General features: G+C 67.2%; 24 protein-coding genes. 11 read left to right on the forward strand and 13 right to left on the reverse strand.

All coding sequences use genetic code 11. The features are described from left to right. Positions 1-157 precede the first annotated feature (157 nt). Positions 158-1,633 carry a RimK family protein gene (locus EDC22_RS12110; RefSeq protein ID WP_132806930.1) on the forward strand — a complete coding sequence of 492 codons (1,476 nt, stop codon included), beginning with the start codon at positions 158-160 and terminating at the stop codon, positions 1,631-1,633. Positions 1,634-1,817: 184 nt separating this feature from the next. Here the strand turns inward: EDC22_RS12110 and EDC22_RS12115 are convergent, their stop codons facing one another. The 9 genes from EDC22_RS12115 to EDC22_RS12155 form a co-directional block, all read right to left on the reverse strand. Continuing rightward, on the reverse strand, positions 1,818-3,122 hold the full coding sequence (locus tag EDC22_RS12115; protein ID WP_132806931.1) for a TRAP transporter large permease: 1,305 nt from the start codon (positions 3,120-3,122) through the stop codon (positions 1,818-1,820). Next, entirely contained in the window at positions 3,119-3,673 is a 555-nt protein-coding gene (locus EDC22_RS12120; RefSeq protein ID WP_132806932.1) for a TRAP transporter small permease, read from the reverse strand. The genes EDC22_RS12115 and EDC22_RS12120 overlap by 4 nt, the downstream gene beginning before the upstream one ends. Positions 3,674-3,837: 164 nt before the next feature. Beyond that, on the reverse strand, positions 3,838-4,821 hold the full coding sequence (locus EDC22_RS12125; protein ID WP_132806933.1) for a TRAP transporter substrate-binding protein: 984 nt from the start codon (positions 4,819-4,821) through the stop codon (positions 3,838-3,840). A 149-nt stretch (positions 4,822-4,970) separates the two neighbouring features. Beyond that, positions 4,971-5,399, reverse strand: coding sequence for a universal stress protein (locus tag EDC22_RS12130; protein ID WP_132806934.1), 429 nt, complete (start codon positions 5,397-5,399; stop codon positions 4,971-4,973). A gap of 27 nt (positions 5,400-5,426) precedes the next feature. Then, positions 5,427-8,042 (reverse strand): TRAP transporter permease, encoded by a 2,616-nt coding sequence (locus EDC22_RS12135; protein ID WP_132806935.1) that lies wholly within the window; start codon positions 8,040-8,042, stop codon positions 5,427-5,429. A 79-nt stretch (positions 8,043-8,121) separates the two neighbouring features. After that, positions 8,122-9,081, reverse strand: coding sequence for a TAXI family TRAP transporter solute-binding subunit (locus EDC22_RS12140; protein ID WP_132806936.1), 960 nt, complete (start codon positions 9,079-9,081; stop codon positions 8,122-8,124). 213 nt (positions 9,082-9,294) lie between these two features. Next, entirely contained in the window at positions 9,295-10,092 is a 798-nt protein-coding gene (locus tag EDC22_RS12145) for a creatininase family protein (RefSeq protein ID WP_132806937.1), read from the reverse strand. 373 nt (positions 10,093-10,465) lie between these two features. Then, the gene (locus tag EDC22_RS12150) at positions 10,466-11,809 is read right to left on the reverse strand and encodes an 8-oxoguanine deaminase (RefSeq protein WP_132806938.1); all 1,344 of its coding nucleotides are present in this window, start codon (positions 11,807-11,809) and stop codon (positions 10,466-10,468) included. Position 11,810: 1 nt separating this feature from the next. Further along, entirely contained in the window at positions 11,811-12,200 is a 390-nt protein-coding gene (locus EDC22_RS12155) for a RidA family protein (protein ID WP_132806939.1), read from the reverse strand. 38 nt (positions 12,201-12,238) lie between these two features. Between EDC22_RS12155 and EDC22_RS12160 the strand changes: the two genes are divergently transcribed. From EDC22_RS12160 to EDC22_RS12205, 10 genes are all read left to right on the forward strand, one after another. Next, positions 12,239-13,033 (forward strand): creatininase family protein, encoded by a 795-nt coding sequence (locus tag EDC22_RS12160; RefSeq protein WP_132806940.1) that lies wholly within the window; start codon positions 12,239-12,241, stop codon positions 13,031-13,033. 238 nt (positions 13,034-13,271) lie between these two features. Beyond that, the gene (locus tag EDC22_RS12165) at positions 13,272-14,282 is read left to right on the forward strand and encodes an ABC transporter substrate-binding protein (RefSeq protein ID WP_132806941.1); all 1,011 of its coding nucleotides are present in this window, start codon (positions 13,272-13,274) and stop codon (positions 14,280-14,282) included. 330 nt (positions 14,283-14,612) lie between these two features. Beyond that, positions 14,613-15,389 carry an ABC transporter ATP-binding protein gene (locus tag EDC22_RS12170; RefSeq protein WP_132806942.1) on the forward strand — a complete coding sequence of 259 codons (777 nt, stop codon included), beginning with the start codon at positions 14,613-14,615 and terminating at the stop codon, positions 15,387-15,389. After that, entirely contained in the window at positions 15,386-16,249 is an 864-nt protein-coding gene (locus EDC22_RS12175; protein WP_132806943.1) for an ABC transporter permease, read from the forward strand. The genes EDC22_RS12170 and EDC22_RS12175 overlap by 4 nt, the downstream gene beginning before the upstream one ends. 4 nt (positions 16,250-16,253) lie before the next feature. Beyond that, complete coding sequence (locus EDC22_RS12180) at positions 16,254-17,585, forward strand: cytosine deaminase (protein ID WP_132806944.1); 1,332 nt, start codon at positions 16,254-16,256, stop codon at positions 17,583-17,585. Between the two features lie 2 nt (positions 17,586-17,587). Then, on the forward strand, positions 17,588-18,988 hold the full coding sequence (locus tag EDC22_RS12185) for an FAD-binding oxidoreductase (RefSeq protein ID WP_132806945.1): 1,401 nt from the start codon (positions 17,588-17,590) through the stop codon (positions 18,986-18,988). Positions 18,989-18,996: 8 nt separating this feature from the next. After that, a complete protein-coding gene (locus EDC22_RS12190; protein ID WP_132806946.1) occupies positions 18,997-19,578 on the forward strand; it encodes an NAD(P)H-dependent oxidoreductase in 582 nt (193 codons plus the stop codon). Continuing rightward, positions 19,575-20,162, forward strand: a complete 588-nt coding sequence (locus tag EDC22_RS12195) for an NAD(P)H-dependent oxidoreductase (protein ID WP_132806947.1) — start codon at positions 19,575-19,577, stop codon at positions 20,160-20,162. Before EDC22_RS12190 ends, EDC22_RS12195 begins: the two co-directional genes overlap by 4 nt. 88 nt (positions 20,163-20,250) lie before the next feature. Further along, on the forward strand, positions 20,251-20,745 hold the full coding sequence (locus EDC22_RS12200) for a MarR family winged helix-turn-helix transcriptional regulator (protein ID WP_132806948.1): 495 nt from the start codon (positions 20,251-20,253) through the stop codon (positions 20,743-20,745). A gap of 94 nt (positions 20,746-20,839) precedes the next feature. Beyond that, positions 20,840-22,018 (forward strand): pyridoxal phosphate-dependent aminotransferase, encoded by a 1,179-nt coding sequence (locus tag EDC22_RS12205; protein ID WP_132806949.1) that lies wholly within the window; start codon positions 20,840-20,842, stop codon positions 22,016-22,018. On the opposite strand, the gene EDC22_RS12210 is transcribed toward EDC22_RS12205, so the two are convergent. From EDC22_RS12210 to EDC22_RS12225, 4 genes are read right to left on the reverse strand one after another with little or no spacing between them, the layout of a single operon-like run. Continuing rightward, positions 21,999-23,141 (reverse strand): ABC transporter ATP-binding protein, encoded by a 1,143-nt coding sequence (locus tag EDC22_RS12210; RefSeq protein WP_132806950.1) that lies wholly within the window; start codon positions 23,139-23,141, stop codon positions 21,999-22,001. The two genes, EDC22_RS12205 and EDC22_RS12210, sit on opposite strands and share 20 nt — an antisense overlap. Beyond that, a complete protein-coding gene (modB, locus tag EDC22_RS12215) occupies positions 23,138-23,806 on the reverse strand; it encodes a molybdate ABC transporter permease subunit (RefSeq protein WP_132806951.1) in 669 nt (222 codons plus the stop codon). The genes EDC22_RS12210 and modB overlap by 4 nt, the downstream gene beginning before the upstream one ends. 43 nt (positions 23,807-23,849) lie before the next feature. Beyond that, on the reverse strand, positions 23,850-24,671 hold the full coding sequence (modA, locus tag EDC22_RS12220) for a molybdate ABC transporter substrate-binding protein (RefSeq protein WP_245499742.1): 822 nt from the start codon (positions 24,669-24,671) through the stop codon (positions 23,850-23,852). Between the two features lie 60 nt (positions 24,672-24,731). Next, on the reverse strand, positions 24,732-25,112 hold the full coding sequence (locus EDC22_RS12225; protein ID WP_132806952.1) for a winged helix-turn-helix domain-containing protein: 381 nt from the start codon (positions 25,110-25,112) through the stop codon (positions 24,732-24,734). Positions 25,113-25,145: the final 33 nt, after the last annotated feature.

Here is a 25,145-nt window from a genome sequence, read left to right on the forward strand (position 1 = left end):
CGGGTTCTGCCGGAGCGCGGCGCTGCGCGGCGTCGCAACATACCCGCTTGTTCTGCGGTGTAAACGGCGTAGATATGCGGGCAATCGAGGGCCGCATCGGCAGCGGCCGTCCGCTCGACCAATGCCGCCCCCGGAAGGAGGGGCCCGACGCGTCAGCATGAAGAAGGCGCTCTATTCCGGCTGGGTGATCCTCGTCGATCAGGCGAAGGATTTCCCGAACGCCGACACCCCCCACAAGGTAATCACCACCCGCGACTATCTCGCCCGGCCGCAGCTGTTCGACGGCGGCCGGCCGAAAGTGGTCAACCTGTCACGCTCATACGCCTATCAGAGCCGCGGCTACTTCTGCTCGCTGCTGGCCGAGGCACGCGGCCACAGGGTGCTGCCGTCCGTCGAGGCAATGCTCGATCTGGCCGGCCGCGAGCTCTACGGTCACGCCATCCCGGAGCTCGAGCAGGAGCTCAACCGCTGTGCCCGGTCGGCCCGGCACACGCCGGAGCGGGAGACATCGTTCCAAGTCTGCATGGGGCTGGTCGCCGACGAGCGCTACGAACGCTTTGCGCGGCTTCTGTTCGACTGGTTCCGCTGCCCGATCATCGAGGTCACGGTGACACCGGGCGACTGGCTGACGATCCGGCGACTGCGACCGCGCGCGATCACCAAGCTGGACGACGCCGAACGCGCGTTCTTCCGGGAGGCCCTGCACCGCCACACGTTGCGCGACTGGCGCTCGCCGAGAACGCGGCCGACGCTGAAGTACTCGCTCGCCGTGCTGCATGATCCGAAGCAGGCGCTGGCGCCCTCGACGCTCGCCTCGATCCGCCATTTCGCGCGCATCGCCGAACGGCATGACATCGAGGTGGAGCCGATCACGCGCAAGCAGCTCGACCAGCTCGCCGAGTACGACGCGCTGTTCATCCGCGAGACCACCTCGATCGACAACCACACCTACCGCTTCGCGCGCCGCGCGGTGCAGGAGGGGATGCCGGTGATCGACGATCCGATCTCGATGATCCGCTGCACCAACAAGGTCTACCTGAAGGAGCTGCTGACCGCGAACGGCGTCCCGGTCCCGCCGACCGTCATCGTCGCATCGGCCGCCGACATCGCGGCCGCCGAGGAGCGGCTCGGCTATCCGCTGGTGGTGAAGATCCCGGACGGCTCGTTCAGCCGCGGCGTCCACAAGGTGGAGACGCCGGAAGCGTTTCGGAAACTGGCCGGCGACCTGTTCAAGGAAACGGATCTGCTGATCGCCCAGAAGTTCATGCAGACCGAGTTCGACTGGCGGCTCGGCGTGCTCGGCGGCGAGCCGCTGTTCGCATGCCAGTACCTGATGGCGCGGCGGCACTGGCAGATCGTCAAGCACCGGCCCGACGGCTCCGCCATCCAGGGCTCGTCCAGGGCCTTCGCCTTCGAGGACGTGCCGGAGGCGGTGATCGATGTCGGCGTGCGCGCCGCCCGGCTGATCGGCGACGGGCTCTACGGGGTCGACATCAAGCAGAACGCCGATGGCGTGTTCGTCATCGAGATCAATGACAATCCCAATGTCGACCACGGCTACGAGGATGCCGCGCTGAAGGACCAGGTCTGGTCGAAACTGGCGCGCTGGTTCTACGACCGGCTGGAGATGTGAAGGGGCGGGCCGTTCGATCTGGTCCCGAACGAGGTTTCATGCCATCCTGGACGATGGGCCCGGATGCGGTAGATTGCGTCTGTTTCACCCCCGTCGTCGCCAGGGATCCGGGCGCGCCGCGCCTGTTCATCGGCGATGCCTTCTTGCACGCGGACGCCCTCGCCGTCCTGCCGTGAACCGCCCCTCACCGGCCCATCATCTGGCGCGGCAGGAAGGTGGCGATGTCGGGGAATGCCACCAGCAGCGCCACCGCCAGCACCATGAGGACGAACATCGGCGCGGCAGCACGGGCGATGAAGGCCATGTCGCGGCCGGTCATGCCCTGCAGCACGAACAGGTTGAAGCCGACCGGCGGAGTGATCTGCGCCATCTCGACGACGACGACGAGATAGATGCCGAACCAGATCATGTCGAAGCCGGAGGAGCGCACCAGCGGCTCGATCACCGCCATGGTCAGCACCACCGCCGAAATCCCGTCCAGGAAGCAGCCGAGGACGATGTAGAACACCGTCAGTGCGACGATCAGCGCGATCGGCGAGAGCTCCCAGCCGGCAATCGTGGTGGCCAGCGCGCGCGGCAGGCCAGTGAAGCCCATTGCCAGCGACAGGAAGGCCGAACCGGCCAGGATCAGCGCGATCATCGAGGCGGTACGAGTCGCTCCCAGAAGGCTGTCCATGAAGGACTTGCGGGTGAGCGAGCCCTGCAGCGCCGACAGCGCCAGTGCGCCCGCCACGCCGAACACCGCCGCCTCGGTGGCAGTGGCAATGCCGGCGTAGATCGATCCGATGACGAAGACGATGAGCAGCAGCACCGGCGCAAGCTGCCAGAGGCCGCTGAGCTTCTCCTGCCAGCTGGCGCGCGTCTCCTCCAGCGCGCCGGCATTGCGGGTGAGAAGGCCCCAGATCGCCACATAGCCCATGAACAGGCCGGCCAGCATGATGCCGGGCAGGACACCGGCGATGAACAGCTGGGCAATCGATTCATTCACCGTGACCCCGTAGATGATCAGGATGATCGAGGGCGGGATGAGAAGACCGAGCGTTCCGGCGCCGGCCAGCGTGCCGACGATCATCCGCTCGGGATAGCGGCGTCGGCGCAGTTCCGGGATCGACATCTTGCCGACGGTGGCGACTGTGGCGGCCGACGAGCCGGAGATCGCCGCGAAGATTGCGCAACCGGCGACGTTGACATGCAGGAGACCACCCGGCAGCCGGCTCATCAGCGGCGTCAGCCCGCGGAACAGGTTTTCCGACAGCTTCGAGCGGAACAGGATCTCGCCCATCCAGATGAACAGCGGTAGGGCAGTCAGCGTCCAGGATGAGGACATGCCCCACACCGTGATCGCCATCGCATCACCGACCGGCCGGGGCGTGAACAGCGCCATGCCGAAGGCGGAGACGCCGATCAGGCTGAGCCCGATCCATACCCCGGTGCCGAGGAAGAGGAACAGGAGCCCGAGAAAGGCCGCCGTGAGCCAGACGCCGCTCATCCCGCGGCCTTATCGCCTGTCGCAGTCTCGCCGCCCTGTTCCTCGGGCTCGCTTATGCCGCTGCGGCCGAGCACGATCGCCTCGATCAACGAGTGGGCGAAGGCGACCGCCAGGATGACGGCCCCCACCGCGACCGGTGTCTGCGGGATCCACAGGAGTGTTGCGGCCGTGCCCTCGCTGCGGTCGCCGAACCGGTAGGAGGTCATGGCAAGGCGGACCATGTACCAGGCGAACCAGCAGGAGATCGCGGTTGCCGCCAAGAGGCACCAGAGCTGCACGACGCGCCGGGCCACGCCCTCAAGCCGCCCCAGCAGGATGCCGACGCGGATCTGCTCGCCGGAGCGCAGCGTATGGGCGAAGGCAAGGAAGCTGGCAGCAGCCATCGCGTAGCCGGCATATTCGCCGAGCCAACCGACATAGACCGACATCAGCCGGGTGACGACGCTCGCCAGGACCAGGCAGCCGAGGCCGGCGAGGCAGGCCGCCGCCAGATAGCCGGCCACCAGGTAGAGCCCGTCGAGTGCGCGGCCGAGCCGCCGGAACACTGCCATCCTGATGTCCCCCGTGATGGCACGATCTTCACAGCAACCGCTCGGACCGCCGATCCTCCGCGTCGGCGTGGCCGATGGTCGGTCGCTGTCGCGACAAGGAACCGGCGCGCACGTCTACGGCAACGACGCTGGCATGCAGCATCGACAGAACCGCCGTTCCAGCCTCACTTCCGGTAGGCGTCGATCACCGCCTTGCCATTCTGGCCGGCGGTCGCCAGCCATTCGGCGGTCATCGTCTCGCCGATCGCCGCAAAGCCGGCCTTGAGCTGCTCGGATGGCGGCTCGACAATCATGCCGTTCCTGGTGAGTTCCGCCTTGTACCAGTCGGAGAGTTCGCGGGCCCTGTCCCAGCCGGCCTTCTCGGCCTTGGCGGCTTCCTCGAGAATGATGGCCCGGGTCTTCTCGTCAAGGCCATTCCAGGTCTCGAGATTGACGATGACGATGTTCTTCGGCAGCCAGGCCTGGGTGTCGTACCAGTACTTCACGTACTCCCAGATCTTCATGTCGTAGCCGGTGGCGCCCGACGAGATCATGCTCTCGGCGACGCCGGTGGCGAAGGCCTGGCCGAGTTCCGCAGCCTCGATCTTGGTCGGCACCGCGCCCATCAGTTCGGCCAGCCGTTCGGTCGCCGCGTTGTAGGCGCGGAACTTGACGCCGGCCATGTCCTCGACACGGGCGATCGGCTTGACGGAATAGAGCCCCTGCGGCGGCCAGGCGACGGCGTAGAGCAGCTTGGTGCCCTTCTCTTCCAGCACCTTCTCCATGATCGGCTTCGAGGCCTGATAGAGCTTCCACGCCTCGTCGAAGGAGGTGGCGAGGAAGGGCAACGCGTCGACGCCGAACACCGGATCCTCGTTCGACATGGCCGAGACGAGGCGCTCGCCGATGGGCGCCTGCCCGGTGCGCACGGCGCGGAAGATCTCGTCGCCCTTGAACAGCGAGCCTCCCGGATGGGTGACGATCTCGATCTCGCCACCGGTTGCCTCGGTGACGGCCCTGGCGAACTCGGCGGCCGTCTCGGAATGGTAGTTGGTAGCCGGATAGGCGAGTGGCATGTCCCATCTCTGGGCAGCGACGGCGGTGCCGAGGGACAGAACGGTCAGGGCGGCGGCGCCTGCGAGGGCCCCCGAAATGGCAAATCTGGTCATTCACGTCTCCCACTGGTCAGCGAAGCGCCGGTTGGCCGACGTCTTCCGCAAGATTACCCTACCGACAACAAAATCAAAACATCGACGAATCATCCATGTTTTGTCTGTGTTTCATCATCTGCGCGCCGGTTGCACGTCGTCTCTCCCGATCACTCCCGCACCACCATGACCGACTGGCTCGCATGGCGGACGACGCGCGCCGCGTTCGGTCCGAGCAGATAGTCGGAGAGTTCCGGCCGATGTGCCGACATGACGATCAGGTCGGCCGCCAGCAGCTTCGCCACCCTCAGGATCTCCTGATAGATGCGCCCGTGCGCCACATGCCCCCTGGCCGTCACCCCCTCCGGCACTTCGGCTTCGAGAAACTGTTTCAGCCGCGATTTGATCTCGTCCAGTGCGCGGCGCTCATAGTCCCTGGGAAAGAAGCCGCCGACGATCGACATGCCGAGGTCCGGCACCACCGTGACGACGTGCAGCGTCGCCGAATAGTCGCGAGCAAGCTGCGCCGCCACCGAAAGCGCCCGCTTCGAGGCATCCGGCTCGGCGAGATCGACCGGCAGCAGGATCGAGGAATACATCGCATCATCCCCTTGCGCCGCACGACCTCAGAAGGCGGGAACCGTCTGCCGCCGGCGCTGCATGATCACCACCGCTGCCAGCAGCAGCAGCGCGGGAATGTAGAACCAGTCCTTGGCGAAGCGCGCCCGCTCGAGTTCGACCTTCGCGATCACCACCGGGGTGTCCGCATAGAAGTCGAAATCGCGCAGGCTCTCGAAGAACGGCGTGCCCTGGAACGGCTCCTCTAACGCCATCGCACCCTCCTCCGGCAGCACCGTCAGACCGGCGGCATCGAGCCGATCCAGGCCGTCGCCCTCGGGGCCGAGATCGGCGATCAGCGTGATCGTGCGGATCCGGTCCGGATTGCGGAAGTCCGGTCCGGCAACGGTGACGCGAAGGTCGGCGCCGGCCGGGGCGGAGCCGGCAATGTCGACGATCTCGGTGCCCGGCCGCGCGTCATAGGGCGGCTCCACCATGTCGAGCCAGAAGCCCGGCCGGAACAGCGTGAAGGCGACGAGCAGCAGCGCGACCGTCTCCCAGAGGCGGTTGCGTGTGAGGAAATAGCCCTGGGTCGCGGCGGCGAACAGCATCATCGCGACGGCCGCAACGCAGAACACGAAGACCGCCCTGGCGACCGTCACGTCGATCAGCAGCAATTCGGTGTTGAAGATGAACAGGAACGGCAGCAGCGCGGTGCGGATGTCGTAGGCAAAGCCCTGGAAGCCGGTACGGATGGGATCGCCGCCGGAGATCGCAGCGGCTGCGAAGGCGGCGAGCCCGACCGGCGGCGTGTCGTCGGCGAGGATGCCGAAGTAGAAGACGAACATGTGCACCGCGATCAGCGGCACGATCAGCCCCGAGGCGGCGCCGACCTCGACGATGACGGGGGCCATCAGCGAGGAGACGACGATGTAGTTCGCCGTCGTCGGCAGCCCCATGCCGAGGATCAGACTCATCACCGCGACCAGCAGGAGCATCGCCATCAGGCTGCCGCCCGACAGGTATTCGACGAACTCGCCGACCACCTGATGCGCACCGGTCAGCGAGATGGTGCCGACGATGATGCCGGCGGCCGCGGTGGCGACGCCGATGCCGATCATGTTGCGGGCCCCGGCGATCATGCCGCCGACGAAATCCGCCCCACCCTGGGAGAGCGCCCGGCCGAGCTCGCCCTCGCCCCGGAAAAGGGCCTTGAGCGGTCGCTGGGTGAAAACAATCAGGATCATCGACAGCGCCGCATAATAGGCCGACAGCGATGGCGACAGGCGCTCGACCAGGATGCACCAGATCAGGATGATGATCGGCAGGACGAAGTAGAGGCCGGTCACCGCCACCTCGCCCGGGCGCGGCAACTCGGTGAGCGGCGCATCGGGATCGTCCATCTCGAGGTCCGGCTTGCGGGCCGCCACCCAGACCAGCCCCACATAGGCGATCAGGAACAGCACGATCGCCGTCGCCAATGTCATGCCGGGGAAGGCGACCTTGATCCAGCCCAGCCCGTAGTAGACGGCCGTTGCCAGCACGCACATGGCGATGAAGCCGGTCAGCAGGCCGATCAGCTTCTGCATCGCGCCGACACGGGCCGGCGGCTTCGGCAGCCCCTTGAGGTCGAGTTTCAGGGCTTCCAGATGGACGATGTAGACGAGAGCGATGTAGGAGACGACCGCTGGCAGGAACGCGTGCTTGATGATCTCGGGGTAGCTGATGCCGGTGAACTCGGCGATCAGGAAGGCGGCCGCCCCCATCACCGGCGGAGTGAGCTGGCCGTTGGTCGAGGAGGCGACCTCCACGGCGCCCGCCTTTTCCGGCGAGAAGCCGGTGCGCTTCATCAGCGGGATGGTGAAGGTGCCGGTCGTCACGACATTGGCGATCGAAGAACCGGAATAGAGCCCGGACAGCGCCGAGGCGACGACCGCCGCCTTGGCCGGGCCGCCGCGCAGATGGCCGAGCACGGCGAAGGCGAACTTGATGAAGTAGTTGCCGGCGCCGGCTTTCTCGAGCAGCGAACCGAACAGCACGAACAGGAAGATCATCGAGGCGGAGACGCCGAGCGCGACGCCGAAGACGCCCTCGGTCTGCATCCAGTAGTGCCACATCGCCTTGCCGTACGAGGCGCCGCGCCACTGGATGGCGTCCGGCAGCCACGAGGCATGGCCGAAGAACACGTAAAAGACGAACACGCCGGCGACGATCACCAGCGGCAGGCCGAGCGCCCGGAAGACCGCGATCGCCAGCACGATCAGGCCGACCGTCGCGGCGATCAGGTCCCAGTCGGTCGGCAGTCCGGCGCGGGCGGCGATCTGCCGGTCGAACACGATCAGGTAGAGGCAGGCAGATACGCCGAGGATCGCCAGCAGCCAGTCGTAGAGCGGCACGCGGTCGCGCGGCGCGGCGCGGTAGAGCGGATAGGCGAGCGCGGCGAGCGCCAGCGCGAAGGAAAGATGGACGACGCGGATCTGAAAGCTGTCGAAGACGACATTGAGCCCGGTCAGCCCGGTCAGGATGAACGGCAGATCCGAGGCGACATAGAGCTGGAACAGCGACCAGACGAAGGCGACGCCGGCAATGAAGGTGCCGACCGGGCCGGCGACGGTCCGTGCCCCGGTATCGACCTGGGCGACGAGTTCATCGACGTCGATTTCGCGCTTGCTGACCTCGACCATGTCCCTCCCCCCATGCAAGCCCCGGCCGGCGAGACCAAAACGAGACGGGGCAGCCGTCAGGCCGCCCCGCGAGGCCGGATCACATCCAGCCGCGCTCCTTGTAGTATTTCTCGGCCCCCGGATGCAGCGGCGCGCTCAGGCCCTGGCTGATCATCTCTTCTTCCTTGAGGGCGGCGAAGGCCGGGTGGAGGCTCTTGAATTCCTCGAAGTTCTCGAAGACCGCCTTGACGACGATGTAGACGATGTCCTCGGGAACGTCGGCAGAGGTGACCAGCGTCGCGCCGACGCCGAAGGTGGCCACGTCGTTGTCCTGACCGGCATAGGTGCCGGCCGGGATCGTTGCCATGCGGTAGTATGGCTTGTCGGAGATGAATGCCTCGATCTTGTCGTCGGCGACGTCGGCGATCACGGCGTCGCAGCTCGACAGCGTCTCCTGGATCAGCGCGGAGGGATGGCCGACCGTGTAGAAGTAGGCGTCGATGTTGCCGTCGCACAGCGCCTGGCCGGTCTCCGCCGGCTTCAGTTCGGCGGCGAGCCGCAGCGCAGCGTTGTCGACCACGCCCGCCGCGGCCATTGCATCCCAGAGCGCCCGCTGGCCTGACCCGGGATTGCCGATGTTGACGGTCTTGCCGGCCAGATCGGTGTAGTTCCTGATCCCCGAATCAGCGCGCGCGACGAGTGTTGCCGGCTCGGCGTGCAGCGAGAACACCGAGCGCAGCTTCTCGAACGGCTTGCCCTCCCACTGTGCGAGCCCGTTGTAGGCGTTCGACTGCACGTCCGACTGGGCAACGCCGAACTCCAGCTCGCCGGCCTGGATGGTGTTGACGTTGTAGACCGAGCCGCCGGTCGATTCCGCCGAGCAGCGGATGCCATGCTCCTTGCGGTCCTTGTTCACCAACCGGCAGATCGCGCCGCCGGTCGGATAATAGACCCCGGTGATGCCGCCGGTTCCGATCGAGATGAACTGCTGCTGAGCCGAGGCCGAACCCGCGCCCAGCGCGAGGCTGGCGGCAATGGCTCCAAGGACGATCTTGCGCATGTCTTCTCCTTCCGACTGTGTCGGGCGCCGCAAGCCGGCGCCTGTTCATGTATTCGGGAGCTCCGACGCGGACTTGAGCCCGCTACCTGCGCCCATGCAGACACTGTCGCCGAAAAGGGAATGTCGACTCAACCCTCGATTCAGGAATCGCATTGCCGAATAATGCTGCGTCGCAGCATCCGTTGCTGCTCGGAATGCCGGGAGACCCCCCGATTAATTCGACAGGCGGGTCGGATCGAACTGATGCAGATCCTTGAGAAGCGCGATCAGGCGCGACACCTGATGGGCGGCGAGCGCTCGGCCCTTGGCCTCGCTCCCGGCCTGCGCATTGCCGCAGGCGCCACTGGCCTGAAGATCGGCGGTGAGCCAGGCAAATGCCGTCCGCCCGGCGCCGCGCAGCACCTCGAACTCGTGCTCCATGGCGACCGAGGCCGGTACGAAGTCGGCGCAACGATCCTGCCGGACCGCATCGGGACGCAGATGGAGCATCAGCGAGGTCTCGACCTCGCCGGCATGGAAGCCGTGCGCGAGCTCGACGTCGGCGAACAGGCCGTCGGGGCAGCCGAGCCGCATCCAGCTCGTCGCGACGACCAGCATGCGGTGGCGGATCCTGAGATCGCGGGCGGCAAGCCCCATCACGTCGTTGTTGCCGCCGTGCGAGCTGATGATCACGAGCTTGCGCAGCCCGGCACGCGCCACCGACTCGCCCAGTGCGATCAGCATGTCGAGCAGAAGATGGGCGCCGACTGTGAGCGTGCCGGGAAATCCGTGGTGCTCGTCCGACTTGCCGACCGCGAGCGTCGGCAGGATCAGTGCCGGCAGCGCGTCCGGCATCTGCGCCACCGCTTCGGCAATCAGCCCGTCGGCGATGAAGGTATCGACGCCGGTCGGCAGGTGTGGTCCGTGCTGTTCCGTCGCGGCGATCGGCAGCACGCCGATCCACGCCGAGGTGTCGGTGTCGAAGTCGGTCGTCGTGAGGTCGTGCCAGAAGCGGCGCGGTGGAAGGGTCACGACACTCTCCGGAGCACACTGTCCGCCTGACGGCCTGTTGTAGCCGCCGATCGGCGGTCGGTCGAGGACGGGCGGGCCGCGGATGCGCGGGTCACGCCCGTGCCGGGCGCCATCGGCACAGGCTCAAGCCACCCTGAACAACCAGCAACGCCGTCGTTGCGGACGGCCGGAGGCTTATCCGGGATCGCAAGCGCACCGCGGCTGCATGGACGCGGTCCGATCCCGCCTACCCGCGTCGCTCCGGCCGGGCTGCCCTGCCGGACGACAGCGGGCACAGGGTCTGATCCGAACATCCGCGACTTGCCGATCGCCGCGACCGGATATCGGCTACTTCCATGGCAGGGGCGCATGCGGAAGCTGCCATCGCTGCCACCTAGATCCCCTCGAGGAAACGCTTCGATGCCTCGCCGTGCTCGCGGCGCAGCCGGGCAACATCGACGCCGACCGGCATGCCGTCGACGACTTTCCATGCGCCGGCGATCATGACCCGGTCGGCCCTGTAGGCTCCGCACAGGACAAGTGCGGCGAGCGGATCGCCGGCGCCGGAAAACCGCAATTCGTCGAGATCGAAGAAGGCGAGGTCGGCCTGCTTGCCGACCGCGATGGCGCCGATGTCGTCGCGGCCGAGGCAGCGGGCGGACCCCTCGCTCGCCCAGCGCAATACATCGTGATGGGTTACCGCACCGGCACCATAGGTCAGGCGGTTGATCATCAGCGCGTGGCGGACTCCCTCGATCAGGTTGGAATTGTCGTTGGAGGCCGAGCCATCAACGCCAAGCCCGACCGCTACGCCGGCCGCTTCCAGCTCCTTCGTCCGGCACTGTCCCGACGCCAGCACCATGTTCGAGGTCGGGCAGTGGCAGACGCCCATGCGGTGGCGGCCGAGCCGCTCGATCTCGGAATCGGTGAAGTGGATTCCGTGCGCGAGCCAGACCCGCGCATCGAGCCAGCCGAGATCCTCCAGATAATCGACAGGCCGGCAGCCATAATGCGCGAGGCAATAGGCGTCCTCGTCACGGGTCTCGCCGAGATGAGTGTGGAGCCGGCAATCGAAGCGCTCGGCGAGAGCCAGCGACTCCCGCATCAGCCGTCGGGTTACCGTGAACGGTGCGCAGGGCGCCAGCGCAACGCGGATCAGGCTGCCGTCCGAGGTATCGTGATACCTCGATAGTACCCGCTCGCAGTCGGCGAGGATGGTGTCCTCGTCCTGGACGACGCTGTCGGGCGGCAGGCCGCCATCCTTGACCGACAGGTTCATCGAGCCGCGCGTCACCGTCATGCGGATGCCGAGGCTCCGCGCCTCCTCGACCTGAATGTCGATCGCCCCCTCGAGACCCGAGGGGAACAGGTAGTGATGATCGGACGCTGCCGTGCAGCCCGACATTATCAGCTCGGTCAGCGCAAGCCGCGTCGCCAGCCGGAACGCCTCGGGGGTGAGTCGACTCCAGATCGGGTAGAGCGCCTCGAGCCAGGCAAACAGCTCCTTGTTGATCGCGGCGGGATGGGCGCGGGTCAGCGTCTGAAAGAAGTGGTGGTGGGTGTTCACGAGCCCGGGCAGCACCACGTGGCGGCCGGCATCGAAGGTTGCGTCGACCGGGCCGGCCGGCGTCCGACCGGCGCCGACGAGCTCGACGATTCGGCCGCCCTCGATGACGATGCCGCGTTGTGCCCCCTCGGCGAGAATGGCCACCGGGTCCCGGATCCAGAGCCTCGACATCTCAGTCCACCTTCGCCGCGATGACCTCGACCTCGACCTTGAATTCCGGGCGGGCGAAGCCGGACACCACCATCAGGGTCGAAGCCGGCGGCGGATTGCCGACAAAGCGGTCGCGCACCGCCATGTACGGCTTGAGATACTCCCGATCCGACACGAAGGCGTTGATGCGCACGATATCGGTGAGCGCCATGCCGGCCTCGGCGAGGATCACCCTGATGGTCTCGAAGCACAGCCGTGCCTGCTCGCCCGCATCGTCGGGCACGGCGCCATCGACGCCGATGCCGAGTTGGCCGGAGCAGACCATCCAGCGCGCGCCCGGCGGCACCACGACGCCGTGGCTGTAGGCGGCGAACGGAGGGTGGATGCCTGGGGGTGTGTGATGCGATAGCATGCGGCGCCCGCCTGTGACGTTCTGATCCGGAGACGCTAATGACCGGCCCCCGCCGCTGGCAAGACCTGACCACCGTGGATTTCGAGACGCTCGATCCCGAACGTACCGTCGCCGTGCTGCCGGTGGGCGCGATCGAGCAGCACGGACCGCACCTGCCGCTGGCCACCGACGTGCTGATCGCCGAACGGATCGCCGCAGCCGCGGTGGAGCGGGCCGATGGTCTGCCGGTGCTGCTGATGCCGACCATGCCGGTCGGCAAGTCGAACGAGCACATCGACTTTCCCGGCACGCTGACGCTTCCGGTCGAGACGTTGATCGGGCTGTGGCGCGAGATCGGCCGCAGCGTGGCGCGCTCCGGCCTGAGGAAGCTTCTCTTCATCAACTCCCACGGCGGCCAGCCGCAGGTCATGGAGATCGTCGGACGCGACTTGCGCATTGGCGAGGAGATGCTGTGCGTCACCTCGAGCTGGTGGCACATGGGCCTGCCCGACGGGCTGATCCCGGAGACCGAGCGGCGGCACGGCATCCATGGCGGCACGGTGGAGACCTCGCTGATGCTGCACCTCGCCCCAGACCTCGTGCGGATGGACCGGGCCGATGACTTCACGCCGGTGATGGCCGACATCGCCGACGAGACCGAACGGCTGACCTATGTGGGCGGTGTCGGCATCGGCTGGCAGGCGCAGGACATCCATCCCGCCGGCGTCGCCGGCAATGCCCGCGCGGCAACGGCGGCGATCGGAGCGGCGATCTTCGAGCATGTGGTCGCCGGCTATGCGACGCTGCTGCGCGAGGTGTCCGCCTTCCCGCTGGCGCGGCTCAAGCGGCGCTGAGCCGATGCTGACGCCGGGCTGTGCAGACGCAAATCCGCTGCCCGATTCTTGGGCAGCCGTCGCCGACATGCTATCGACGTGCAACGGTGCGACATCGGAAATGCCGACGCTGGCATGTCGCTTGCTGCGTCGGCAATTTCGCGGGCGGGCCAGCGGCGGTCAGCGGGCCCGACGCATCGTGAGGACCCGGACGGTTTCGAGGGGAAGCCGTCCGCCGATCAACGGGAGGACTGGCAACATGGCCAAGTTTGCATTGCAGGCGGCAGCCGCCGCCGTTCTGGCCGGTCTGGGACTGGCCCAGCCGGCGTGGTCGCTCGACGAGGTCACCTTCGGCACCAACTGGCTCGCCCAGGCCGAGCATGGCGGCTTCTACCAGGCGGTCGCCGATGGCACTTACGAGAAATATGGGCTCAAGGTCACCATCCGTCAGGGTGGCCCGCAGGCGGGCAACCAGGCGCTGCTGATCGCCGGCCAGATCCAGTTCTACATGCAGGGCAACATGCTCTCGCCCCTCCATGCGGCCGAGCAGGACATCCCGGTTGTCGAGGTGGCGGCGATCTTCCAGAAGGAGCCGCAGGTGCTGCTGGCGCATCCTGACCAGGGTCTGGAAACGCTGGCGGATCTGGCCAAGCTGCCGACGCTGTTCCTGTCCAAGGACGGCTACTCCTCCTATTTCCAGTGGATGAAGACGGCCTTCCCGGGCTTCCGCGACGAACAGTACAAGCCCTACACCTTCAATCCGGCACCGTTCATCGCCGACAAGCAGTCCGCGCAGCAGGGCTACATCACCTCCGAACCCTTCGCGATCCAGAAGGAAGCCGGCTGGATGCCGAAGATATTCCTGCTCGCCGACTACGGTTTCGACACCTATTCGACGCTGATCGAGACGACGCCGGCCTACCTGGAAGCCAATCCGGACATCGTGAAGCGCTTCGTCGAGGCCTCGATCATCGGCTGGTACAACTACCTCTATGGCGACAATGCCGCCGCCAACGAGCTCATCAAGAAGGACAATCCGGAGATGACCGACGAGCAGATCGCGTTCTCGATCAAGACGATGAAGGAGTACGGGATCGTCGATTCCGGCGATACCGAGACGCTCGGCATCGGCTGCATGAGCGACGAGCGGCAGAAGAGCTTCTATGACAAGATGGTCGCGGCGGGCGTGATCAAGGCAGGAATCGACTACACCAAGACCTACACCACCGAATTCGTCTGCAAGGGCCTCGGGCTGGAGCTGAAGAAGTAGGAGCGGCATCGGCGGCGCTGCGATCGGGAGCGCGCGGGTCGGGCTGGCTGCCGAAGCAGGCGATGCCCGCTCGTCATCCCGGCCGAGCGAACCGAAGACCCGGGGTCGGGAGTCTCCGATGGTCCGGGCGCCCGGACCCCGGATCGGCCTGAAGACCGTCCGGGATGACCGGAAGGGTCGGGACGCGAATCCGCGGCGGCACCGGCGCCGCTGAAGTCCTTGGGCGCCGCCTGCCTGCCGGGAATGGGGCGGCCTGCGCGGAACCCTTCCGATGCACGGCCTCCCCCAGTCCGCCGCGGACGACATGACGTGAATGGAACCGAACACCTGATGACTTCCTCCAACGCCGCTCCGCCGATCGTGTCGCTTCAGGGCGTCAACAAGGTCTTCTCCAACGGCACCGTCGCGTTGAAGGACATGACGTTGGACATCCGGATGGGCGAATTCCTCAGCCTGCTCGGGCCTTCGGGCTGCGGCAAGTCGACGGTGCTGCGGCTGATCGCAGGGCTCGGCGAGCCATCGTCGGGCCGGATCGTCTGGCCGGCACCGGACGATCACGAGATCGGCTTCGTGTTCCAGGAGCCGACACTGATGCCGTGGGCGACCGTGTTCAGCAATGTCTGGCTGCCGCTCAGGCTCAAGGGCGTGTCGAAGGCGGCGGCGCGGGGGCAGGTGATGCAGGCACTCGAGATGGTCGGCCTCGACGGATTCGCGCAGGCCTATCCGCGCGAGCTGTCGGGCGGCATGAAGATGCGTGTCTCGATCGCCCGCGCGCTGGTCACCCGGCCGAAGCTCCTGCTGATGGACGAGCCGTTCGCCGCCCTCGACGAGATCACCCGGTTCAAGCTCAACAACGATCTGCTGCACCTGTGGGAGACATTCGGCTGGACGGTGGTGTTCGTCACCCACTCGGTATTCGAATCGGTCTACCTGTCGAGTCGGATCGTGGTGATGGCGGCGCGTCCCGGCCGCGTCGTCGAGGATCTGGCCATCGACGCCCCCTATCCGCGCGACGACGATTTCCGTACCTCGACCCTCTACAACGATCATTGCCGAACCGTGTCGCATGCCCTGCACCGGGCAATGGAGGCGAGGGTGGTGGCATGAGCGCGGTCGACTCGAAGCCTGCTCACTCCGGTCTCGACACGGCGGCCGGACGGCCCGAAGCCGATCGCCGGATGCTCGGCGAGCGGCTGCTGCGCATTCTCGTGCCCGTCGCGATGCTCGGGCTCCTGGTGCTCATCTGGGCCTGGTACGTCACGGCCTACAACGTCCCGCACTACATCCTGCCGAGCCCGAAGCGGGTCGCGCAGGCGATGATCGAGGACCGGGCACTGCTGTTCACGGCGCTGCTGGTGACGCTGAAGATCACCTTCACCGCGCTGGCGCTGGCGCTGATCGGCGGCGTGGCGCTCGCGGTGCTTCTGGTCCAGTCGCGCTGGATCGAGCTGGCGCTCTACCCCTATGCGGTGATCCTGCAGGTGACGCCGATCGTCGCGATTGCCCCGCTGATCCTGATCTATGCACCTTCCACCCAGGTGGCGCTGCTGATCTGCGCCTGGATCGTCGCGTTCTTTCCGATCCTGTCGAACACCGCGCAGGGGCTCAAGAGCGTCGACCACAACCTCCTCAACCTGTTCGAGCTGTATGGGGCGAGCCGCTGGCAGATGCTGTACCTGCTGCGGCTGCCGGCCGCCCTGCCCTATTTCCTGACGGGGCTGCGGATCGGGGGTGGGCTGGCGCTGATCGCCGCCGTCGTCGCCGAGTTCGCCGCCGGGTCGGCCGGCGCCGGTTCCGGGCTTGCCTTCCGGTTGCTCGAATCGCAGTTCCGGCTGAACATCCCGCGCCTGTTCGCGGCGCTGATCCTGCTGTCGCTGACGGGCGTGCTGATCTTCTTCGCGACCACCTTCATCTCGCACATGCTGCTCAGAAAGTGGCACGAGAGCGCGCTGAAGCGGGAGAACTGAACGCATGGCCACGGGCTTCGCCACGGTGCCGGCCGGCCGGCGCTACCGGATCGCGGGCGCGGTCGTGCCGAGCGCGCTGGTCGAGACGTCGGCGCGACTTCCCGCCGCCGGCGACGGGCTGGTGCGGGCCGACATCGACATCGACGGCGCGACGATCACGTCGATCCATGCGCCGGGCACGGGGGCGCCGGCAGCCGAGGTGTTCGACATCCGCTCGGGCATGGTCTGGCCGGGCTTCGTCGACATGCACACCCATATCGACAAGGGCCACATCTGGCCGCGCCGGGCCAATCCGGACGGAACCTTCATGGGCGCGCTGATGGCCGTCCAGGCGGATCGGGAGGCCAATTGGACGGCGGCCGACGTGGCGCGCCGCATGGATTTCTCGCTGCGCTGCGCCTATGCGCACGGCACGGTGCTGCTGCGGACCCATCTGGACTCGCTGCCGCCGCAGGATGCAATCTCCTGGCCGGTTTTCTCGCAGATGCGCGAGCGCTGGGCGGGACGGATCGACCTGCAGGCGGTATCGCTCGTGCCGATCGACTTCGTTCAGGACCGCGCCGCGTACGAGGCGCTTGCCGACCGGGTGAAACTGCATGGCGGCGTGCTCGGTGCCGTCACCTTCATGTATCCCGGTCTCGACGACCTGCTCGACACGGTGTTCCGCACCGCGATGGACCGCGGGCTCGACCTCGACTTCCATACCGACGAATCGCAGGATCCGGACGAGCGGTCGCTGGCGCATGTGGCGGAAGCGGCGCTGCGCAACCGGTTCACCGGGCGGATCACCTGCGGCCATTGCTGCTCCCTCGCCCGCCAGGACGAGGACGAGGCAAGCCGCACCATCGGCCGCGTCGCCGAGGCGGGCATTGCCATCGTCTCGCTGCCGATGTGCAACATGTACCTGCAGGACCGCCATGCCGGCCGCACGCCGCGTTCGCGCGGGGTGACGATGCTGCATGAACTGGCGCGCGCCGGCGTCGCGGTGGCGGTCGCCAGCGACAACACCCGCGATCCCTTCTACGCCTATGGCGATCTCGACATGGCGGAGGTGTTCCGCGAAGCGGTCAGGACAGCGCATTTCGACCACCCGGTCGGACCATGGCCGGCAACCGTGGCGGCGACTCCCGGACAGATCCTGCGGCGGCCGGACAGGGGCATGCTGCGGACAGGCGGCCCCGCTGATCTCGTTCTGTTCTCCGCGCGCGACTGGTCGGAACTGCTGTCGCGCCCGCAGACGGACCGGACAGTCATCCGCGGTGGACAGCCGATCGACACGACGCCACCGGATTACCGCGAACTCGACGACCTGTTTGCCGCCCTGCACGAGGATTGAGCATGAGGGATATCGCCGCACTGAAGACGGCGCTCGAAGGCCTGAAGATCGAGGACAATCCGGCGCTGGTGAAGCAGAAGAGCCGCGACTTCTTCTGGTACAGCCCGGTGCTGAAGCGCGAACTGGATCACGTCACCGCCGATCTGGTCGTCTCCCCGCGCAGCGAGGCGGAGATTCTGCGGGTGCTCGAGACCTGCTACCGGCACGACGTCCCCGTCACGGTGCGCGGCACCGGCACCGGCAATTACGGTCAGGCGATGCCGCTCGCCGGAGGTGTGGTGATGAATCTGGCCGAGATGAACCGGGTGCTGAAGATCTCGCCCGGCCGGCTGGTGGCGGAGCCCGGCGCAATTCTCCATGACATCGACGTCGCGGCCCGTGCCAGCAGCGGCCAGGAAATGCGGATGCATCCCTCGACGCTGAAGACCGCCTCGATCGGCGGATTCATCGGCGGCGGATCGGGCGGCGTCGGCTCGATCCGGTGGGGCGGTCTGCGCGACATCGGCAACGTGCTGCGCCTCAAGGTTGCCACCATGGAGGAGCGCCCGCGCCTCCTCGAACTCGACGGCTGGGACCTGCAGAAGGTCTGTCATGCCTACGGAACCAACGGCGTCATCACCGAGGTCGAGATCCCGCTGACGGCAGCCTATGACTGGATCGACGTGATCGTCGGGTTCGACTCGTTCGAGCGGGCGGCTGCCTATGGCGACGATATCGGCAACCGCGACGGCCTCTTGCTGAAGCTCGTCTCGCCGATCGCCGCACCGATCCCGCAGGACTATTTCCTGCGCCACCGCCGATTCATCCCAGACGGCCGGCACATCTGCCTGGTGATGGTCGCGGCCCATGCGCTCGGCCCGCTGCTGGCGGTGACGCGGCGGCTCGGCGGCGAGGTGCTGTTCCGCTCGGATACGGCGGAGGACACCAAGGGCCTGCCGCCGGCCTACGAACTGTCGTGGAACCACACCACGCTCAGGGGACTCAGGGTCGATCCGGGCATCACCTACCTGCAGGTGCTCTACCCCTATCCGAACCATCTCGATCTGGTCTCGCGCGTGCATGCCCATTTCGGCGACGAGGTGCTGGCGCATCTGGAATTCGTCCGCTTCGACGGCAACATCACCTGCTTCGGGCTGCCGATCGTGCGCTTCACCACCGAGGAGCGGCTCGACGAGATCATGCGCATCCACGAGGACATGGGGTGCGTCATCTTCAATCCGCACCGCTACACGCTCGAGGAAGGCGGGATGAAGCAGACCGACGAGGTGCAGCTCGCCTTCAAGCGCGAGGCCGATCCGAAGGGGCTGCTCAACCCCGGCAAGATGATCGGCTGGGAGAAGCCCGACTTCGATTTCGGCTCACGCCGCAACTACCTGTTCCCCGGCCTGCAGCCGGCCAGCTGATCCCCGCCATGCGGGTTCTCGTGGTCTACGCGCATCCGGTCGAGACCAGCTTCTGCGCCGCCCTGCACCGCTGCGTGGTCTCGACACTGGCCGACGGCGGCAACGCGGTCGATGATTGCGATCTCTACGCCGAGGGGTTCGACCCGGTGCTGTCGCGCGCCGAACGGATCGGCTATCACGACGTGCCGGGCAACCGCGCGGCCGTTGCCGCCCATGTCGAGCGGCTCATCGCGGCCGAGGCGCTGGTGCTGGTGTTTCCGGTCTGGAACTTCGGCTTCCCGGCGATCCTCAAGGGCTGGTTCGACCGGGTGTTCCTGCCCGGCGTCTCCTTCGTCATGCGGGACGGCAAGGTTGTGCCGAACCTTTTCCACCTGAAGCGGATCGTCGCCGTCACCACCTACGGCGGCTCGCGCCTGCGGGCGATCCTGGCGGGCGATCCGCCGCGGCGGATCGTCATGCGGGTGCTGCGCGCCACCGCACCGCGCGCGCGGATCCGCCATCATGCACTCTACGACATGAGCCGGGCCGACCAGGCGAGGCGCTCGGCCTTTCTGGAGAGGACAAGAATGTTGATGGAGACGATCCGGTGAGGGTTCTGCTCGTCTATTGCCACCCGTGCGAAGAGAGCTTCAACCGGGCGATCCGCGACCGCGCCCTGGCGACGCTGGCGGAACGAGACCATGAGATCGAACTCGTCGACCTCTATGCCGAGGGCTTCGATCCGGTGATGTCGGGCGAGGAGCGGCGCGGCTACCACACGCCCGGCGACAACGAGGTGCCGGTCGCGCACCATATCGCCCTGCTGCGCTGGGCCGAGGTGCTGGTGTTCGTCTATCCGACCTGGTGGTTCGGGTTGCCCGCCATGCTCAAGGGCTGGCTCGACCGGGTGTTCGTGCCCCATGCGACCTTCTCGATGCCGACCGAGACCACGTCGATGGGGCCGGTGCTGACCAACATCCGGCGGATCGTCGTGATCACCACCTGCGGCGCCTCGTGGCTCATGTCGAAGCTTGTCGGCGAGCCCGGCCGGCGCACCATCCTGCGTGGATTGCGGCTTCTCTGCCATCCGCGCTGCCGTACCACCTATCTGGCCCATTACCGGATGGATTCCTCGACGCCACAGAGCAGAACGGCCTATCTGGCGCGCGTCGAACAGACATTACGGCGGCTTTGAAATACTTGACTCTTGCAATATGGTTTGTGGCGGGGTCTGATCTGGGTCATCATCGGTCATCCAAGGGAGTTTTTGGGGGACTCTCTCGATGAAGAAGTGGTACGAGGATTCGGTCGGTCTGCACCTGACACGGGCGGCCCGGCTCCATAGGGCGCGAGCCCATTCCATGCTCGGGGAGATCGGTGTCCACCCCGGACAGGAGAATGTCCTGCTCGTCCTGCTCGAGGACGACGGTCAGGCCATGACCAAGCTCGCCGCAGCATTGAAGGTCAAGCCACCGACCGTCACCAAGATGGTTGCGCGGATGGCCGCGCAGGGACTGGTGCGTCGCATCGCCTCGCAGACCGACGCGCGCAGCGCCAATGTCTTCCTCACCGACGAGGGCCGCGCCCGCGGCACCGAGCTGAAGACTCGTTGGAAGCGGCTCGAGGACATGACGGTACGCCTCATTCCGGAGAAGGATCGGCGCCGACTGACCAAGCTCCTGATGGCGATCGAGGAGTCGCTCGGCGAAGGGGCCGAGACCGACGCGGATACCGTCATCAGCGTCGCGTTCGACGAGGCCGACGAATCGGCGGCCTGAGCACGTTTTCCCCGCCCGTCCGATTTGCGGTTTGCCTGCGCCGGGAGGATGGCGCTAGGGTCTGCCGCACATTGCCGAGGCGGGAGGAACAATCGTGCTGAAGTCAGTCGCCGCGTTCGAGCGGATCGGCGAGGAGAATGCGTTTGCCGTGCTGGCACGGGCAACCGAGCTGGCGGCGCGCGGCCGCGACATCATCAATCTGGGGATCGGTCAGCCCGACTTCCGCACGCCCGACCATATCGTCGAGGCGGCGGTCAAGGCGCTGCGCGACGGCCATCACGGCTACACGCCGGCGACCGGCATCCTGGCGCTGCGCGAGGCGGTCGCGGCGGACCTCGACCGCCGCTTCCGCGTCACGGTCGATCCTGGCCTCGTGATGATCGTGCCGGGCGGCAAGGTCACCATGTTCATGGCGATCCTGATGTTCGGTGAGCCCGGCGCAGAGATCCTCTATCCGGATCCCGGCTTCCCCATCTACCGGTCGATGATCGAGTTCACCGGCGCCACGCCGGTGCCGGTGCCGATCCGCGAGGAGAACGGCTTTGCCTTCTCGGCCGCCGAGACGCTGTCGCTGATCACGCCGCGGACAAGGCTGCTGATCCTCAACAGCCCGGCCAACCCGACCGGTGGCGTCACACCCAAACCGGAAATCGACGCGCTGGTGGCCGGCCTTGCCGCCCATCCCGATGTCGCCATCCTGTCCGACGAGATCTACGGGCAGATGACCTTCGACGGGCTCGCCCACCAGACCCTGCTCGCCTATCCGGAGATCCGAGACCGGCTGATCCTGCTCGATGGTTGGTCGAAGACCTACGCGATGACCGGCTGGCGGCTGGGCTATTCGATCTGGCCGAAGCGGCTCCATGATCTCGCCCGCAAGCTGGCGGTGAACTCCTACTCCTGCGTCAATGCCGCCGCCCAGTATGCCGGCATCGCCGCGCTGGAGGGGCCTCAGGATGCGGTCCGCGACATGGTGGCCGAGTTCGACCGGCGCCGCGCCGTGGTGGTGGAGGGCCTGAACGCCCTGCCGGGCATCTCCTGCGCTACGCCGAAGGGCGCCTTCTATGCCTTCCCGAATGTCAGCCGGACGGGATGGAAGGCGAAGGCGCTCGCCTCGGCCCTGCTGGAGGAGGCCGGCGTGGCCGTCATCGGCGGGCCGGATTTCGGAGTCCACGGCGAGGGCTACATCCGCCTGTCCTACGCCAACTCGACCGAGAACATCCGCCGGGCGCTCGAGCGGATGGGCGAGTTCCTCACCGCAAAGGCGGCCTGATGCGGCCGGGTCGGTCGGGGCCGGCCGGCACCATCAGGTGGATGCCTTCCGCGAGCAGCAACACAGAGACCTCGACGCCTGGCTCGAGCCGCTCGCGCCGCGCCACGTGAAGCGGCGCAAGGACATGCAGCCGGTGGCCGGTGCCGGCCACCCTGAGCACCACCTGGATCGCCTGTCCGACCTGCAGCACCTCGGCGGCCGTCCCGCGCACAAGGGTTCCGTCGGCACGGCGGGCATGGCCGTCGTCTCCGACCAGCACGACGAAGCCTTCGGGAATGACCCAGCTCGCACGGTCCCCGACTGCAAGATCGCTGCGCAGCGGCGTCGCCAGCCTGATACCCGACCAGTCGACGAACGTGCGGCCCTCCGCGGGCCGGTGCTCGAGGACCGTCGCCTCGAACAGGTTGCGCAGGTCTACGAGCCCGGCAATCGCCGGGCTGGCCGGTCGGGTCGTAATCTCCGCGACGGAGCCGGTCTGCAAGATGCGGCCGCGATCGAGAACGGCAATCCGATCCGCCAGTCTCACCGCCTCGTCGAGATCGTGCGTGACCAGCACCGTCGGCATCGCCAGCAGGTGTCTCAGTTCGGCGATCTCGCGATACAGGCGCTTGCGGGTCACCCGGTCGACGGCGGAGAACGGTTCGTCGAGGAGCAGAACCTTCGGGTCGCGGGCGAGCGCCCGGGCCACGGCGACGCGCTGCTGCTGGCCGCCGGACAATTCCGCCGGGCGGCGCGACTCAAGCCCGTCGAGGTGGACCGTTGCGAGCAGCTGGCGCGCCCGCCCCGCCGGATCGGCAATGCCCGGCCCAAGCGCCGCGGCGACATTGTCGAGCGCGCTCATGTGCGGGAACAGCGCGTAGGACTGGAAGACCAGCCCGACGCGGCGGCGATGCGGCGCGATGCGGATGCGCCGCGCCGGATCGAACCAGGTTTCGCCGTCCACCGCGATGCGGCCGCGCGCGGGATGATACAGCCCGGCGATCGAGCGCAGGATCGTCGACTTGCCGCTTCCTGACGGCCCGACCAATGCCAGCACCTCGCCGGGCGCGACGGCAAACCGCGCATCGAGGGGGATCGGCGCGTCCTGCGCGAGCTCGACGTGAAGCCCGCCAGCCGCCGTCATCCGAACCGCCTGCCGATGCGCCGCGAGACGGCGAAGGTGAGAGCGATCGCAGTCAGCGACAGCGCCAGCAGCAGCGCCGACATCTGCGCCGCCGCGGCATCGTCGAATGCCTGCACGCGATCGTAGATCGAGATGGCAATGGTCTTGGTCTCGCCGGGTATGGAGCCGCCGACCATCAGCACGATGCCGAATTCGCCGAGCGTGTGGGCGAAGGACAGGATCATCGCGGTCACGATGCCGGGCCAGGCGAGCGGCAGTTCGACCCGCAGGATGGCGCGCCAGGGCGGCATGCCGCAGCAGGCGGCCGCCTCGCGGACCTCGCGCGGAATCGCCTCGAAGCCGCGCTGCATGGGCTGGATGGCAAACGGCAAGTTGAAGATCACCGAGGCGACCAGCAGCCCCTCGAAGGTGAAGACGAGCTGATGACCGAAGACGGCCTGCCAGACCTGTCCGATCGGCGAGGCGGCCCCGAAGGCGACCAGCAGGTAGTAACCGAAGACCGTCGGCGGAAGCACCAGCGGCAATGCGATCACCGCCTCTGCAACGCCCTTGCCGGTGAAGTCGCGATAGGCGAGCCAGCGGCCGAGGACGATACCGAGCGGCAACAGGATGCAGACCGTCAGCGCCGCCAGCCTGAGCGACAGCCAGAGGGCGGTCCAGTCCATCGTTCGATCGCCGCGCCGGCCCGGGCCTGTCCCGCCCGGATCCTCAGTTGATCGGCTCCTCCCCCGGCAGCACGAAGCCGTAGCGGCGGAACACCGTGCGCGCCGCTGGCTGCTGCACATAGGCGTAGAAGCGTTCGGCGACCGGCCCGGCGCCCTTCAGCAGCACCATCCGCTGCAGGAGCGGCGAATGCCACTCCTCCGGAACGAGTGCATAGGTGCCGAGCGCGGAAACCTTCGGCGACAGCGCCAGCGAGTAGGCGATCAGGCCGCCCTGAGCATTGGCCGAGGTGGCGAACTGGGCGGCCTGGCTGACATTCTCGCCCAGCACCAGCCTGCTCTCGATGGCCTCCCAGATGCCCTTGTGTCGCAACGCCTCCTCGGCGCGCTTGCCGTAGGGCGCGTGCTCGGGATTGGCGATGGCGAAGCGGGTCAAGCGGCCGTCCTCGAGGGCGGCTGCAAGATCATCGAGCAAGCCGTCCGCCTGCAGCGGCGAGCCGTGCGGCACGATCAGCACGATGCGCCCGATGGCGTAGAGATCGCCGTCGCCCCGGGTGAAGCCGTCGCGGGCGAGCTCTAGAACATAGGTCTCGTCGGCCGACAGGAACATCTCGAACGGGGCCCCCTGGCGGATCTGCCGTGCGAAATTGCCGGACGAGCCGAAGGACAGCTTCACGTCCTGGCCGGTATCGGTTCTGAACCTCGCGGCGATCTCCTCGAGCGCGAATTGCAGGTCCGATGCGGCGGCGATGACCGGTACCTCAGCGGTCGCGCGTCCAGCCCCTGCCGCAAGGGCCAGCAGCAGGATCGCCACACCAAGCCCGACCGTCAGCCAACGCCGCCCCGTTGCAACCATGGGAATGCCCATCCTGCCGATCCCCCGATATGTTTCAACGACTATATCGAGGGATTACATGCAGTGCAACCGCTATGTCCCGTCGGACATATCGCCCTGGCAGGTCAGAGCGGCCCTGAGCTCCGCGATATCGCCGGCGGCGCCGGCGGCGGCCGAGGCCTCCATCCGCCGGTAGGCGGCGAGCACGGCCTCGCCGCGGCCGGTGAGCCGGGCCCCCCCTCCCTGTGCGCCGCCCTTCTCGGATTCGACCAGGGGATCGGGGAACCAGCGGTTCATCGAATCGACCAATGTCCAGGCGCGCTTGTAGCTCATCTTCATGCGCCGGCCTGCCGCCGAGATCGAGCCGGTGTCGCGGATGCCCTCGAGCAGGTCGGCCTTGCCCGGTCCTATGGCGATGCCCGGCGCCAGCACGACGCGCAGGCGGATGCCCGTGGTGATGTTGCTCGTTCGCATGGTGTGATCATCCGCTGCCCGACGCAGCTTGCC

Source organism: Tepidamorphus gemmatus (genome assembly GCF_004346195.1).
Taxonomy (GTDB): domain Bacteria; phylum Pseudomonadota; class Alphaproteobacteria; order Rhizobiales; family Tepidamorphaceae; genus Tepidamorphus; species Tepidamorphus gemmatus.